Consider the following 14,718-nt stretch of genomic DNA (forward strand, 5'->3'; position numbering starts at 1 on the left):
ACAATCGACCGCAGATGAGCCAGATCACACGCTGCCCGGCCTGCGCGACCCAATTCAAGGTGGTCGCCGACCAGCTGCGCATTTCCGAGGGCTGGGTGCGCTGCGGGCAGTGCAAAGAGGTGTTCGACGCGGCCGCGCACCTGGTGGCCGCACCGCCCCCGCCGATGCTGCCCGACGTTTCGCTGACCGATACCCGCCCACCACCGGTGGTGGTTGCACGGCAGCCCGAAGCGCGTGGTGCCTGGGGGGTGTTCGACCCGCCGGCGAGCCAGGCGGCGGGCCGCGTGTCCCAGCCTGCCGCGCCTGCTGCGGCGGCGGGTCCCGGAGCCACGGCTGGCCAGGTGTTCGATATTCCCGCACCCACCGTTCCAGCGTTCCTCTCGGCTGCGCGCGCGCCTTCCACTGCACTCAGTGCCGATGATCTGAGCCTGGAGCCCTTGCAGACCTTTGGCTGGCGGGCGCCGTCCGTACCGCCATTGGTGCCACCCCGGTCGGCACCCGTTGCGCCCCCTGCTGCGACCATACCCCCGCCAGTGGCATTCGTACCCCCACCGCCACGCGAGGAGAGCCGTGTGATGCCCGGGCTGGCCGCCTCGCTGCTGGCCGACCTGGCCCCGGTGGCCAGTCCGGCCTTGCCCAGGAGGATGGATCCGGCTGCCGAAGGCATGGCCGTGCCTGCCGGCTACGAGCTGCCGGTGGCGGAATTTTCCGATTCCCTGCCCGATGGCGAAGATGACGACAATGGGCCCGACACGGAGATCATGTCCTTGCCCGAGGATCGGGCGGGTGATGACGCCGCCTACCCCGCCCTCGATCTGCCCACCCCGGCGGCCAGGCGCGCAGCGCTGCCAGCGCACGATGAGGACGACGACCACGATGATGGCGTGCCGCTGTTCGGCCCCGCTGCGGCAGCGCCTCAGCCCATGCTGCCGGTGGCCGCGCCCGAATCTGCGCCCCGGCGCACGCCCGTGGCGTCGCCACCACCCTCCAGCGGGTTTTCCGAATCCATCACGCCATTTCCCGATCCGGATTTCGAGCTGATGCCCGATCCGGTGTTTCCGGCATCGGCACCCGCGCTCCCCCGATCCGAGCCCGCCGGTGCTGCGCGTGGGCGCTCGGCGGCGACCGCCCTGGATGCCGATGAGGACGAGCTGCCCGCCGGCCACCCCGATGCTGAGGAGGTGAGCTTCGTGCGGGCTGCGCGGCGCAAGGCCTTCTGGCGCCGGCCACTCGTGCGCTCGCTGCTGGCGCTGGTGCTCTTGCTGCTGCTCGGGGTGCTGGCCGTGCAGGTTGCCGTGCAAGAGCGCAACCGCATCGCCGCGATGGACGGCAGGGCGCGCCCCTGGCTGGAGCAGCTGTGCGCGCACCTGGGCTGTACGCTGGCGCCCCAGCGCCAGATTGCCGATGTGGTGATCGACAGCTCGTCCTTCAACAAGGCGCGTGGCGATGGCTACCTGCTGTCGCTCACCGTCAAGAGCCGCGCCACGATACCGCTGGAAATGCCGGCGGTGGAGCTGACCCTCACCGATGCCCAGGACCAGCCTGTCCTGCGGCGCGTGCTGCTGCCGGCCGATCTCGCGGCGCCCGTCGAACTGCCTGCGCGCGGCGAGTGGAGCACCTCGGTCTCGGTGGTGGTGACCACGGGCGCCTCGCGGGTGTCGGGCTACCGGTTACTGACCTTCTACCCCTGATCCCGCTGGATCCGGGGGCTTTCCTTTCCAACCCTTTACCTATTTCTACCTATGGCTGCCCTCATCTGTGGTTCCCTGGCGTTCGACACCATCATGACCTTCGAGGGCCGCTTTGCCGAGCAGATCCTGCCCGAGCAACTGCACATCCTCAACGTGTCGTTCCTCGTGCCCTCGCTGCGCCGCGACTTTGGTGGCTGCGCCGGCAACATCGCCTACAGCCTGAAGCTGCTGGGTGGCGAGCCCCTGCCCATGGCCATGCTGGGCAGTGATGCTGCGGACTACCTGCAGCGCCTGGACACCCTGGGCATCAGCCGCCGCTTCGTGGGCCAGGTGGAGGATGTCCACACCGCCCAGGCCATGATCATGACCGACCGTGACAACAACCAGATCACCGCCTTCCATCCGGGCGCCATGATGCAGGCGCATGCGAATCGCATCGAATCCGGCGACGGCATCCGCCTGGCCATCATCGCGCCCGATGGCCGCGACGCCATGATCGAGCATGCTGCGCAACTGGTGGCGGCCGGTGTTCCCTTTGTCTTCGATCCGGGCCAGGGCCTGCCCATGTTCAATGGTGCCGAGCTGTCGCGCTTCATTGAGCAGGCGACCTGGGTCACGGTCAACGACTACGAGGGCAAGATGCTTAGCGAACGTACGGGCTGGAGCCTGGCCGAGATCTCGCAGCGTGTGGACGGCCTGGTGGTGACGCTGGGTGGCGAGGGCTGCGAAGTCTGGGTCAAGGGCGAGAAGACGCTGGTGCCTGCCGTGGTGCCTGCCGCCGTCGTGGACCCCACGGGCTGCGGCGATGCCTGGCGTGGTGCGCTGCTCTTCGGTCTGGAGCGTGGCTGGCCGCTGGTGCAATGCGCCGAGCTGGGCAACCGTGTCGGGGCGCTGAAGATCGCGCAGCGCGGCCCGCAAAGCTACACGCTGGACTTTCAGCCCGCATGAATTGAGCCTGGCGCCGTGGCGCTTGCTCCACCCGGGGCAGCGCACGGCGCGGGAGCGCTGGCCAGTGCTTTACGTTCGGGCATAAAAAAACCCGGTGCCGAAGCACCGGGTTGAGCGCAAAGCGCGTAAGGCAAAGACTTACGGCTTGGTGCCCGTGGGGAAGGGCCATGCTGCCTGAGGGTTCAGCGTGGTCTGCGCTGCGGGAGCGGCTGCGGCTGCAGCTGGCGCAGGGGCTGGGGCCTTGGCCGCTTTCTTGGCAGGAGCTGCCTTCTTGGCGGGCGCAGGGGCGGCGGCCTTCTTCGCTGCTACGGCCTTCTTGGCAGGAGCGGCAGCCTTCTTGCTGGGCGCAGCTGCCTTCTTGGCAGGAGCGGCAGCCTTCTTGGCGGGTGCAGCTGCCTTCTTGGCAGGAGCGGCAGCCTTCTTGGCTGGTGCAGCCGCCTTCTTGGCAGGAGCGGCCTTCTTGGCTGGTGCGGCCGCCTTCTTGGCAGGAGCGGCCTTCTTGGCTGGTGCTGCTGCCTTCTTGGCGGGAGCGGCCTTCTTGGCTGGTGCTGCTGCCTTCTTGGCGGGAGCGGCCTTCTTGGCTGGTGCTGCTGCCTTCTTGGCGGGAGCGGCCTTCTTGGCTGGTGCTGCTGCCTTCTTGGCAGGAGCGGCCTTCTTGGCTGGTGCTGCTGCCTTCTTGGCAGGAGCGGCCTTCTTGGCCGCTGGCTTTGCAGCTACAGCCTTCTTCGCGGGAGCTGCCTTCTTTGCAGCGGGTTTTTTCGCAGTTGCCATCATGTTCTCCTTGAGTCAATTTGCAAAGAGCACTTCGTGTCTACAGTGGACATGAAGCGATCCATGGAGATGGGGTTGACCCCATCTCCATGAACACGGGAACGCCCTGCACGGCAACGCGCTTGGGCGTTGTCCGTGCAGGGCGTGGTGTGGGGATCCATGGCGTGCGTGCACCTGCGAGGCTAGTCCCAGGACAATGCGCCACCCGACTGGTACTCGATGACGCGCGTCTCGAAGAAGTTGCGCTCCTTCTTCAGGTCGATCATCTCGCTCATCCAGGGGAAGGGATTTTCTTCGTTGGGGAACAGCGTCTCCAGGCCGATCTGGGTGGCGCGGCGGTTGGCGATGTAGCGCAGGTAGCCCTTGAACATCGAGGCGTTCATGCCCAGCACGCCACGCGGCATGGTGTCTTCGGCGTAGCGGTATTCGAGCTCCACGGCCTGCATGAACAGGGCCTTGATCTCGGCCTTGAACTCTGCCGTCCACAGGTGCGGGTTCTCCAGCTTGAGCTGGTTGATCAGGTCGATGCCGAAGTTGCAGTGCATCGACTCGTCGCGCAGGATGTACTGGTACTGCTCGGCCGCGCCGGTCATCTTGTTCTGGCGGCCCAGCGCCAGGATCTGCGTGAAGCCGACGTAGAAGAACAGGCCTTCCATCAGGCAGGCAAACACGATGAGCGACTTGAGCAGCGTCTGGTCGGTCTCGAAGGTGCCGGTGTGGAAGTTGGGGTCCATGATCGCCTCGATGAAGGGGATCAGGAACTGGTCCTTGTCGCGGATCGAGGGCACTTCCAGGTAGGCGTTGAAGATCTCGCCTTCATCCAGGCCGAGCGACTCCACGATGTACTGGTAGGCGTGCGTGTGGATCGCTTCCTCGAACGCCTGGCGCAGCAGGAACTGGCGGCACTCGGGCGCGGTGATGTGGCGGTAGGTGCCCAGCACGATGTTGTTGGCGGCCAGCGAGTCGGCGGTCACGAAGAAGCCGAGGTTGCGCTTGATGATGCGGCGCTCGTCTTCGGTCAGGCCGTTCGGGTCCTTCCACAACGCGATGTCGCGCGTCATGTTCACCTCTTGCGGCATCCAGTGGTTGGCGCAGGTGGCGAGGTACTTTTCCCAGGCCCACTTGTACTTGAACGGCACCAGCTGGTTGACGTCGGTCTGGCCGTTGATGATGCGCTTGTCGGCAGCGTTCACACGGCGGTGCGCGGGGGCTGCGGCAGGGGTGGCTTGCGGTGCTGCGGATGCCGTCATCGACGCATGCACTTCCTGCAGGGAGGGGGTCTGGAAAGACAGAGGCGGCTGTTCCGCCGGGTGGCTTTTGTGCAGTCCACCGTCCAGTTGATTTTGCGATGAGGGCTTGACTTCTTCGTCCCAGGACAACATAGATTTTCCAGTGTTCGGATTATGAAAGCAGTGCTGCAAAAAGGAAAGCACTGCAGCGTTGCGCAGCAACGTTTTGTTGCTTCACAGCACCGAAGCGGCGTGCATGGGTCTGCATGCGCGCCGCTTCATGGGACCTTACTGGCAGGCCTCGCAGGTTGGATCATCGATGGCGCAGAACTTGACGTCGGTGGCAGGCAGCGCAGCGGCCTGCGCGGCAGCGGCTGCAGCGGCCGCTTCCATCGCGCTCGGCTTGGCCGGCGCGGCCTGTGCGGCGCCCGCATCGTTGCCCGACGAAACGGAGTTGAGCTGGCGCGTGTTCACGGTGCTCATCTCCACGTGCGTGGCGCTTTGCGTGCGCAGGTAGTAGGTGGTCTTGAGGCCGCGCAGCCAGGCCAGCTTGTAGGTGTCGTCGAGCTTCTTGCCCGATGCACCGGCCATGTAGATGTTCAGGCTCTGGGCCTGGTCGATCCACTTCTGGCGGCGCGATGCGGCCTCCACCAGCCATTGCGAGTCGACTTCGAAGGCCGTGGAGTACAGGGCCTTGATGTCTGCCGGCACGCGGTCGATGGGGTGCAGCGATCCCTTAAAGTGCTTGAGGTCCATGATCATCACGTCGTCCCACAGGCCCAGGCGCTTGAGGTCGCGCACCAGGCCGCCGTTGATCACGGTGAACTCGCCCGACAGGTTGGACTTGACCGACAGGTTGCCGAACGAAGGCTCGATCGATGCATCCACGCCGATGATGTTGGAGATGGTGGCCGTGGGGGCGATGGCGACACAGTTGGAGTTGCGCATGCCGTCCTGAACGATCTTCTTGCGCAGGGCATCCCAGTCCAGCGTGGCCGAACGGTCCACTTCAACGTAGCCGCCGCGTGCCGTGGCCAGCATGTCCAGCGTGTCCAGGGGCAGGATGCCCTGGTCCCACAGCGAGCCTTTGTAGCTCTCGTACTGGCCGCGTTCGCGGGCCAGCTCGGTCGAGGCCCAGTAGGCGTAGTAGCAGATGGCTTCCATCGACCGGTCGGCAAATTCCACGGCCGCTTGCGAGGCGTAGGGAATGCGCAGCTCGTACAGGCTGTCCTGGAAGGCCATCAGGCCCAGGCCCACGGGGCGGTGGCGCAGGTTGGAGTCGCGGGCCTTGGTGACCGCGTAGTAGTTGATGTCGATCACGTTGTCCAGCATGCGCATGGCCACGGTGATGGTCTTGCGCAGCTTGGCGTGGTCGATCTGGCCGTCCTTCAAGTGCTGCAGCAGGTTCACGGAGCCCAGGTTGCAGACTGCGGTCTCGGTGTCGCTGGTGTTCAGCGTGATCTCGGTGCACAGGTTGGACGAATGCACCACGCCAGCGTGCTGCTGGGGCGAGCGCACGTTGCAGGCATCCTTGAAGGTGATCCAGGGATGGCCGGTCTCGAACAGCATGGTCAGCATCTTGCGCCACATGTCGGTGGCCTGCACCGTCTTGGAGGGCTTGATCTCGCCGCGCGCGGCCTTTGCTTCGTAGGCCACGTAGGCCTTCTCGAAGGCGCCGCCGAACAGGTCGTGCAGGTCGGGCACGTCGGAGGGCGAGAACAGGGTCCAGGTGCCCTTTTCCATCACGCGGCGCATGAACAGGTCGGGGATCCAGTTGGCCGTGTTCATGTCGTGCGTGCGGCGGCGGTCATCGCCGGTGTTCTTGCGCAGCTCCAGGAACTCTTCGATGTCGAGGTGCCAGGTTTCCAGGTAGGTGCAGACGGCGCCCTTGCGCTTGCCGCCCTGGTTCACGGCCACGGCCGTGTCGTTGACCACCTTGAGGAAGGGCACCACGCCCTGTGATTCACCGTTCGTGCCCTTGATGTGCGAGCCCAGGGCGCGCACGCGGGTCCAGTCGTTGCCCAGGCCGCCGGCAAACTTGGACAGCAGGGCGTTTTCCTTGATGGAGTCGTAGATGCCTTCCAGGTGGTCGGGCACCGTGGTCAGGTAGCACGAGGACAGCTGCGAGCGCAGCGTGCCGCTGTTGAACAGCGTGGGCGTGCTGGACATGAAATCGAAGCTCGAGAGGATCTCGTAGAACTCGATGGCGCGGGCTTCGCGGTCGGCTTCATTGAGCGACAGGCCCATGGCCACGCGCATGAAGAAGCACTGGGGCAGCTCGATGCGGGTCTTGCGCACGTGCAGGAAGTAGCGGTCGTACAGGGTCTGCAGGCCCAGGTAATCGAACTGCAGGTCGCGGTCGGCGTTGAGGGCGGCGCCCAGGCGGGCCAGGTCGAACGTCAGCAGGCGCGGGTCCAGCAGCTCGTTGTCCACACCCTTCTGGATGAACTGCGGGAAGTAGTCCACGTAGCTCTGGCCCATGTCGTCCTGCGTGACTTCACGGCCCAGCACTTCGCGCACGATGGTATGCAGCAAGAGGCGTGCGGTGGCGTAGGTGTAGTCGGGGTCCTTCTCGATCAGCGTGCGGGCTGCCAGGATGGACGCTTTGTAGACCTCGTCCATGGGGACGCCGTCGTACAGGTTGCGCATGGTCTCGGCCACGATGGGCTGGGCCGAGATGTCCGCGCCCAGGTTCACGCAGGCCGACTCGATCAGGCCACGCAGGCGCACCAGGTCCAGCACCACGCGCTTATCGCCGTCCAGCACGTGCAGTGCGGGGGCGGGCGCGGCAGCCGTTTCCTGTTCGACGTGGCGGGCACGCTCCTGGGTGCGGCTTTCGCGGTACAGCACGTAGGCGCGGGCGACCTCGTGGTGGCCGCCGCGCATCAGCACCAGTTCCACCTGGTCCTGCACGTCTTCAATATGGAAGGTGCCGCCGCCAGGACGCGAGCGCGCCAGGGCGCGGGCGACGTTCTGGGTCAGCGAGTCCACCACTTCGCGCACGCTGGCCGAGGCCGCACCCTGGGTGCCGTGCACTGCCAGAAACGCCTTCATCATCGCCACGGCAATCTTCTGCGGCTCGAACGGGACCACGGCGCCATTGCGGCGGATGATCTGGTAGTGGGAGTACGTGTTCGCTCCCTCTGGTGCAGCAGAAGATGCCTCGGGCGCATCCTGGGATGCGGGGCGGGTGGTGGATGAAGGCGTGTTCAAAGCAGCGTGCATGGATGTCCTCTTTTTGGGTGCTGTCTGGAATGTGCAGGCGGGTGGCAGTGCCGCCGCGAGGGAGAAGTGGTGCGCCAGTTTCTGGCCTGTCGCACACTATATATGGTGTGTCAGTTGCGTTCAATACGCTACCGGTAGTGTACCGCCGCCAGAGACGCCAAATTCCGAAACAGCATGTTTCCCCCACGCCGCATCGGCCTATGAGGCCTGCCGTGCGCGCGCCTTGTGTCCGATGGATGGCTGTGAAAACCACGCATTGGCGCGTGATGCGGCCCGGTTTTGCATGGCAGGCCGCGTGCAGATTGAAGCGGCTGGTTTGTGCATGCGCAGCAAAAAATATTTTTGCGGCAGCGGTGATGTGACGTGCTGTTGCGACATCCGCTGCGGGTGCTGCAGCCTGCGCGCACCGGCCCGGTGCGCGGGGTCAGGCGCCGGTAGTGGAGGCCGGCTGCGTGTCGATCGGAAAGCACTCCGGTGGCCAGCCCAGCGACTGCTGCAGTCCCGGCCAGTCGAAGCCTGCGCCCGGATCGTGCTTGCGCCCCGGGGCAATGTGCTCGTGGCCAGCCAGGTGGGCAACGGGATAGCGCCGCGCGATGTCACGGCACAGCCAGGTCAGCGTGGCGTACTGCGGGGTCTCGAAGCGCTCGCCCTCCAGGCCTTCGAGCTCGATGCCGATGGAGTCGTCGTTGCATTGCGCGCGGCCCCGGTAGGCCGAGGGCCCCGCATGCCAGGCGCGCTGGTCGCAGTCCACGAACTGCCAGAGCGCTCCCGTGCGATCGATGAAGAAGTGCGCGGACACCTGAAGACCGCGGATGCCCTGGTAATAAGGGTGCGCGTCCCAGTCGAGTGTGTTGGTGAACAGCTGGCGCACGGCCGGGCCCCCGTACTCGCCCGGTGGCAGGCTGATGGAGTGCACCACGATCAGGTCGATCTGCGCGGCGGGCGGGCGCGGACCGAAGTTGGGCGAGGGGTGGCGCACGGCCGACCGGTGCCAGCCCTGGTCCCAGGGGGAACCGTCGGCGTCCGGCCCCTCAGCCGATGTCGTCATGGGCATCCTGGTCATTGGGCACGGCGATGTTCAGGCGGGCAATGCGGTAGCGGATCTGGCGCAGGCTGATGCCCAGGCGTGCCGCCGTGGCCGTGCGGTTGAACCCCGCCTCGCGCAGTGCGCGCACCAGGATGTCGCGCTCCTGCTGGTCCAGCCAGGCCTGCAGGTCGCTGGGCAGGGGCGTGCTGGCGCCTGGCATGGGGGAGCCGGGCGCCCCGCCCAGGGCCGGGCGGGGTGACGATGCGTCATCCGCCTGCAGCGTGTCCGGCAAGGCGACGGGGTTGAAAGCCGCAGCGTCTGAAGCCTGTGCGGGGGGCGGGCTGGCGCTGCTTGAGGCAGCAGGAAAGCCGCCCGCAGGCGGTGCCACGCCGTCCACGTGCAGCTCGTCCCCCTCGCTCAGGGCCACGGCGCGGTGCAGCAGGTTTTCGAGTTCGCGCACGTTGCCGGTGAGCGGGTGGGCGGCAATCGCCTGTATGGCGTGCTCGGTGAGGGCCGGCACGGGCATGCCCGACTCCTGCGCGATGCGCGCGAGCAGGGCCCGGCACAGGGCGGGCAGGTCCTCGCGCCGCTCGCGCAGCGGCGGGATCACGACCTCGATCACGTTGAGGCGGTAGTACAGATCCTGGCGGAAGCGGCCGGTCTGCACGTCGGCCGCCAGGTCGCGGTGCGTGGCGCTGACGATGCGCACATCCACCGTCTCTTCCTGCGTTGAGCCCAGGGCGCGTACGCTGCGTTCCTGGATGGCGCGCAGCAGCTTCGACTGCATGGCCAGCGGCAGGTCGCCGATCTCGTCGAGGAACAAGGTGCCCCCACGCGCCGCCTGGAAGTAGCCGTCCCGGTCCTGGCTGGCGCCGGTGTAGGAGCCCTTGCGCGCGCCGAAGAACTCGGCCTCGAGCAGGTTTTCGGGGATGGCACCGCAATTCACGGCCACCCAGGGGCCGTCCGCGCGCTGGCTGCTGGCATGCAGCGCCTGGGCGACGAGCTCCTTGCCGGTGCCCGATTCGCCGTGGATCAGCACCGGCGCCATGCCACGCGCCACCTTGGCCACGCGCTGCTTGACGTTGCGCATGGCGGCCGATTCGCCCACCAGCCGGTCCAGCGCCGACGAAGAGGCCTGCGCATCGACCGTGCCGCTCTGGCGCCCGCCCGGGGTGCGCGCCGCGCGCGGTGCAGGCACACCGCCCGTGCCCTGGATGGCCGAGGCCACGACCGAGCGGAACTGTTTCAGGTCCACCGGCTTGGTCAGGTAGTCGAAGGCGCCGGAGCGCAGGGCCTCCACCGCGTTCTCGGCCGAGCCATAGGCCGTCATCACCACGCAGCGCTCCTTGCGCTGCTGGTCGCGCAGGTCCTGCAGCAGTTCCATGCCAAAGCCGTCGGGCAGGCGCATGTCGGTGATCACTGCGTCGAAGCGGTGGGCCTTGAGCTGCTCGCGGGCCTCCTGCACGCTGGCGGCGGTCTCCACGCGGTAGCCCTCGCGCAGCAGCGTGAGCTCGTAGAGCGTGCGCAGGTCGGGCTCGTCGTCCACGACAAGGATGGAGGCAGCAGGGGCGTTCATGGAGCTTTAGACAACAATCGTGTCGAACAGGGAGGCGGGCTCGGCGGGCCGGGTGGTGCGCCGAAAGCCTACCGTAAAAGCATTGCCGCCGGTATCGCCGCGCTGGGTCAGGCGCACCACGCGCTGGTAGCCGATGGAGGCGCCATGGCGTTGGCACAGCTCGCGGCAGATGTACAGGCCCAGGCCGCTGGAGCGGCTCTCGGACGAAAAGAACGGCTCGAACAGGTGGCGCTCCACGGACTTGTCCATGGGGGCGCCATCGCTCCAGACCTGCAGGCTGACCTGGCCCGTGATGGTGGTGCGCGTGGCGATGCACAGCGAATCCGGCTCCGGGCCCATGTAGCGCAGGGCATTGTCCAGCAGGTTCACCAGCACGCGGCGCAGGTGCTCGGTGTCGAATTCCACTTGCGCATCGCCGGCGCTCAGCGCGACCAGGCCGCGCCGTTTGTCCGGCTCCTGCCCCTGCCAGTCGCTCCAGATCTGGGCCACGGCGCTGTCCAGGTGCAGCGTGGAGGCCGGCGACTGGCTGATCTGGTGCTGCACGCGGGCAATGTCCAGCACCTCCTCGGCAATGCGTGCCAGGCGGTCGGCGTTTTGCTGCACCATGTGCGCCAGGCGCTTCTGGCCGGGGTCCGTCAGGTCTTCTTCCAGCAGGGCATTGGCCTGGACGATGGCTGCCAGGGGGTTGCGGATCTCGTGCGCCACGGCGGCCGACATGCGGCCCATCGCGGCCAGCTTCTCGGTGCGCAGGCGCGCCTGCATCTCGCGCAGGTCGTGCAGGAACATCACGCACAGCCGCTCGCTGCCGGCCTCGCGGGCCGGTGTGCGCGAGGAGGTCAGCCAGGTGCGCACATGCAGCCCGGTCGGGCTCTCGCCGGGGTGCAGCAGGTCCGCATCGGCGGTCTGGGGTTGCTCCTGGCGAAAGGTGCGGCGTGCCAGCTTCACCAGCGGATCCCATGCGGCAGCATGCGTCAGCGAAAAGGGCAGCGGCGGCAGGGGCGGCTGCCCCAGCAACTGCAGCGCGGCCGGGTTGGCCGTGCGCACGACGTCGTTCTCGTCCACCACGAGCACGCCGTCGGTGAGGTTCTGGATCACCAGGGCGCTCACCTGCGTCTGCACGCGCGCCGTCATCTGGCTTTGCTGGGCCACTTCCTGCTCGCGCGCCAGGCGCGTGGCAAGCTGGTGCACCAGGTAGGAGACGATGAAGTAGCCCGTGCCGGTAAGGGCGCTCTGCAGGTAGCGCTGCGGGTCGTCGACGCCGGAGCGCGAGCCCAGCCACGCCAGGCCCAGCAGTAGCAGGGTGACACCCGCCGTGGTGCCCAGCGCCAGCGTGAGCGTGCCCAGCACCGCCGCCATCAGGATCGGCAGGCCGAAGAGCGGGGTGTAGTTCAGGGCGCCCGAGTGCAGCAGTTGCAGGGCGCAGACCACCGCCAGGTCGACGCCGATGGACGGCAGCCAGTGCACGCCCGTGCCCGGCGATGGCGGCCGGTGGCGCGCCAGGATGCGCATCAGGAGGGTGGCGACGAGGTAGGCCACCGAGACCGACAGCGCGGCGGGGTCCAGCGTCTGGTTGACCGCCTGCCCGAGCGTCTGCAGCAGCACCAGGGCGATGGCGACCATCACCCGGGCGGTCAGGAAGCCCTTCCACAGGCGCAGGAACGGTGCGTCCACCGTCACCAGCAAGTTGTTGCCCGACACGTTGTCCGCCATGATTGGCTCAGGGCTTGCCAAGGCGCTGGTGCTCCAGGCTGCAGTAGGCGAGGTCGCCCTGGATCTGCGCGTCGGCACGCGGCACATGCACGCCGCAGTGCGCGCAGGCGACCATGTCCTGGGGCAGCGCGGGGGGGCGGGACTTGCCGGGATGGGGGGGCTTGGGTGCGGCGCGGTTGCTGCGCCAGATGCCGATGGCCACCACCAGCACCACCAGCAGAACGAGGTACTTCATGCGCTGCGGCCCAGGATGACTTCGAGCACGAAGCGCGAGCCCACATAGGCCAGCAACAACAGCCCCGCACCGGCATAGAGCACGCCAACGGCGGTGCGGCCGCGCCAGCCAAAGCGTGCACGGCCCAGCAGGAGCGTGGCAAACGTGATCCAGGCCATCAGCGAGAAGATCGCCTTGTGGTCCCAGCGCCAGGCGCGGCCATAGAGCGCATCGCCAAACAGCCAGCCGGCCAGCAGCGTGGCGGTGAGCAGCACGAAGCCGGCCGTCACGAAGCGGAAGGTCAGGCGCTCCAGCGTGAGCAGCGGAATGCCGCTGTGCGGGTCTTCGGCCTGGCGGATGTGGCGCTCGGCCCGTGTCATCAGCCAGGCGTGCACCACCGCAGCGCCGAACAGGCCGTAGCAGGCGATGCCCAGGGCCAGGTGCAGCGGCAGCCAGGCCGATGCCGAGACATGCAGCGGCTGGCCGGGGAACACCAGGGCCAGCACGATGGCCGCCGCGCCCAGCGCCGCCAGCACCCAGCGCGCCTGCATCTGCGGAAACAGCTGCTTTTCGACCGCGTACACCGTCAGCACCAGCCAGGCCGTCATCGACAGCGCCGGCGCGAAGCCGAAGCGTGGCGCCTCGCTCCACAGCCCCAGCACCAGCGTGGCGCCATGCAGCAACCATGCGACCAGCAGGGCGTTGCGCATGCCCGCAGCCCCCAGGCGCGACGCAGCGGCAGCCGGCATGGCATAGGCTGCCGCTGCGGCAAGCGCGAGCAGCCAACCCATGGGAGAAGCACTGGGTAAAATCATGCCTCAGAGTTTAGTAGCCTTTCGCCCCATCGCCAGTACCCCCTGGCGCGCTCGCCGCTTGCCCGCGCGCAAACCCGGAACAATCCCTATGGCCTCCGCCCTTACCGACAAACTCACGCGCCTCGTCAAGGAGATGCGCGGCCAGGCCCGCATCACCGAATCCAATGTGCAGGACATGCTGCGCGAGGTGCGCATGGCCCTGCTCGAAGCCGACGTGGCCCTGCCCGTCGTGCGTGATTTCATCGCCCGCGTCAAGGAAAAGGCCCTGGGCCAGGAAGTGCTGGGCTCGCTCAAGCCGGGCCAGACCCTGGTCTCCATCGTCAACCGTGAACTCGCCGCCACCATGGGCGAGGGCATTTCCGACATCAACCTGGCCGCCCAGCCACCCGCCGTGATCCTGATGGCCGGCCTGCAGGGCGCGGGCAAGACCACCACCACGGCCAAGCTGGCCAAGCACCTGATCGAAAAACGCAAGAAGAAGGTGCTTACCGTCTCCGGCGACGTCTACCGCCCCGCTGCCATCGAGCAGCTCAAGACGGTGACCAAGCAGGCCGGCGCCGAGTGGTTCCCGAGCACCCCCGACCAGAAGCCGCTGGATATCGGCCTGGCCGCGCTCGATTACGCCAAGAAGCACTACTTCGACGTGCTGCTGGTCGACACGGCCGGCCGCCTGGCCATCGACGAAGTGCTGATGAAGGAAATCAAGGACCTGCATGCCGCGCTGAACCCCGTTGAAACCCTGTTCGTGGTCGATGCCATGCAGGGCCAGGACGCGATCAACACGGCCAAAGCCTTCAAGGAAGCATTGCCGCTCACCGGCATTGTGCTGACCAAGCTCGACGGCGACTCGCGCGGCGGTGCCGCGCTGTCGGTGCGCCAGATCACCGGCGCGCCGATCAAGTTCGCCGGCGTCTCCGAAAAGCTCGACGGCCTGGAGGTCTTCGACGCCGAGCGCCATGCCGGCCGCATCCTGGGCATGGGCGACATCGTGGCTTTGGTCGAGCAGGTCACGGCCGGCGTGGACATCGAGGCCGCGCAAAAGCTCGCCGCCAAGGTCAAGAGCGGCGACGGCTTCGACCTCAACGACTTTTTGTCGCAGCTTCAGCAGATGAAGCAGATGGGCGGGCTGTCCAGCCTCATGGACAAGCTGCCCGCCCAGTTCACCGCCAAGGCCGGCGCCGTGGACATGGACAAGGCCGAGAAGGACATCAAGCGCAAGGAAGGCATCATCCAGAGCATGACCCCGCTGGAGCGCCGCAAGCCCGAGCTGATCAAGGCCACGCGCAAGAAGCGCATCGCGGGCGGCGCGGGCGTGCATGTCCAGGAGGTGAACCGCCTGCTCAAGGAATTCGAGCAGATGCAGGACATGATGAAGAAGATGAAGGGCGGCGGCCTGATGAAGATGATGAAGAAAATGGGTGGCATGAAAGGCCTGGGCGGCGGTGGCATGCCCAAGATGCCGTTCTGAGCCGGGCCTTCGATCACCCACAGCCCTGAATGAGCGCAGGCCGC

11 protein-coding genes are annotated in these 14,718 nt (G+C 67.1%); 3 read left to right on the forward strand and 8 right to left on the reverse strand.

Annotation, left to right across the window (positions count from 1 at the left end; translation table 11 throughout):
• The first annotated feature begins 14 nt into the window (after positions 1-14).
• Together ACSQ9E_RS00800 and ACSQ9E_RS00805 are read left to right on the forward strand one after the other, a co-directional pair.
• Positions 15-1,691 (forward strand): DUF3426 domain-containing protein, encoded by a 1,677-nt coding sequence (locus tag ACSQ9E_RS00800; RefSeq protein ID WP_436216588.1) that lies wholly within the window; start codon positions 15-17, stop codon positions 1,689-1,691.
• A 51-nt stretch (positions 1,692-1,742) separates the two neighbouring features.
• On the forward strand, positions 1,743-2,639 hold the full coding sequence (locus ACSQ9E_RS00805; RefSeq protein ID WP_179683474.1) for a carbohydrate kinase family protein: 897 nt from the start codon (positions 1,743-1,745) through the stop codon (positions 2,637-2,639).
• Positions 2,640-2,777: 138 nt separating this feature from the next.
• Here the strand turns inward: ACSQ9E_RS00805 and ACSQ9E_RS00810 are convergent, their stop codons facing one another.
• The 8 genes from ACSQ9E_RS00810 to ACSQ9E_RS00845 form a co-directional block, all read right to left on the reverse strand.
• Entirely contained in the window at positions 2,778-3,410 is a 633-nt protein-coding gene (locus ACSQ9E_RS00810; protein ID WP_436216589.1) for a histone, read from the reverse strand.
• Between the two features lie 182 nt (positions 3,411-3,592).
• A complete protein-coding gene (locus ACSQ9E_RS00815) occupies positions 3,593-4,792 on the reverse strand; it encodes a ribonucleotide-diphosphate reductase subunit beta (protein ID WP_179683476.1) in 1,200 nt (399 codons plus the stop codon).
• Between the two features lie 135 nt (positions 4,793-4,927).
• Positions 4,928-7,864, reverse strand: a complete 2,937-nt coding sequence (locus ACSQ9E_RS00820) for a ribonucleoside-diphosphate reductase subunit alpha (protein WP_436216590.1) — start codon at positions 7,862-7,864, stop codon at positions 4,928-4,930.
• Positions 7,865-8,288: 424 nt separating this feature from the next.
• On the reverse strand, positions 8,289-8,912 hold the full coding sequence (gene ampD / locus ACSQ9E_RS00825; protein WP_428003518.1) for a 1,6-anhydro-N-acetylmuramyl-L-alanine amidase AmpD: 624 nt from the start codon (positions 8,910-8,912) through the stop codon (positions 8,289-8,291).
• Positions 8,896-10,467: a sigma-54-dependent transcriptional regulator gene (locus tag ACSQ9E_RS00830; RefSeq protein WP_428003519.1), complete on the reverse strand. Its 1,572-nt coding sequence runs from the start codon at positions 10,465-10,467 to the stop codon at positions 8,896-8,898. Before ACSQ9E_RS00830 ends, ampD begins: the two co-directional genes overlap by 17 nt.
• A gap of 6 nt (positions 10,468-10,473) precedes the next feature.
• Entirely contained in the window at positions 10,474-12,177 is a 1,704-nt protein-coding gene (locus ACSQ9E_RS00835; protein WP_436216591.1) for an ATP-binding protein, read from the reverse strand.
• Between the two features lie 7 nt (positions 12,178-12,184).
• Positions 12,185-12,412: a PP0621 family protein gene (locus ACSQ9E_RS00840; RefSeq protein WP_436216592.1), complete on the reverse strand. Its 228-nt coding sequence runs from the start codon at positions 12,410-12,412 to the stop codon at positions 12,185-12,187.
• A complete protein-coding gene (locus ACSQ9E_RS00845) occupies positions 12,409-13,206 on the reverse strand; it encodes a cytochrome C assembly family protein (protein WP_057201718.1) in 798 nt (265 codons plus the stop codon). The genes ACSQ9E_RS00840 and ACSQ9E_RS00845 overlap by 4 nt, the downstream gene beginning before the upstream one ends.
• Before the next feature lie 88 nt (positions 13,207-13,294).
• On the opposite strand from ACSQ9E_RS00845, the gene ffh reads away from it, so the two are divergent.
• The gene (gene ffh / locus ACSQ9E_RS00850; protein WP_057201719.1) at positions 13,295-14,674 is read left to right on the forward strand and encodes a signal recognition particle protein; all 1,380 of its coding nucleotides are present in this window, start codon (positions 13,295-13,297) and stop codon (positions 14,672-14,674) included.
• The last annotated feature ends 44 nt before the right edge of the window (positions 14,675-14,718 follow it).

The organism is Acidovorax sp. LjRoot118 (genome assembly GCF_964253575.1).
Classification (GTDB): Bacteria; Pseudomonadota; Gammaproteobacteria; order Burkholderiales; family Burkholderiaceae_C; genus Acidovorax.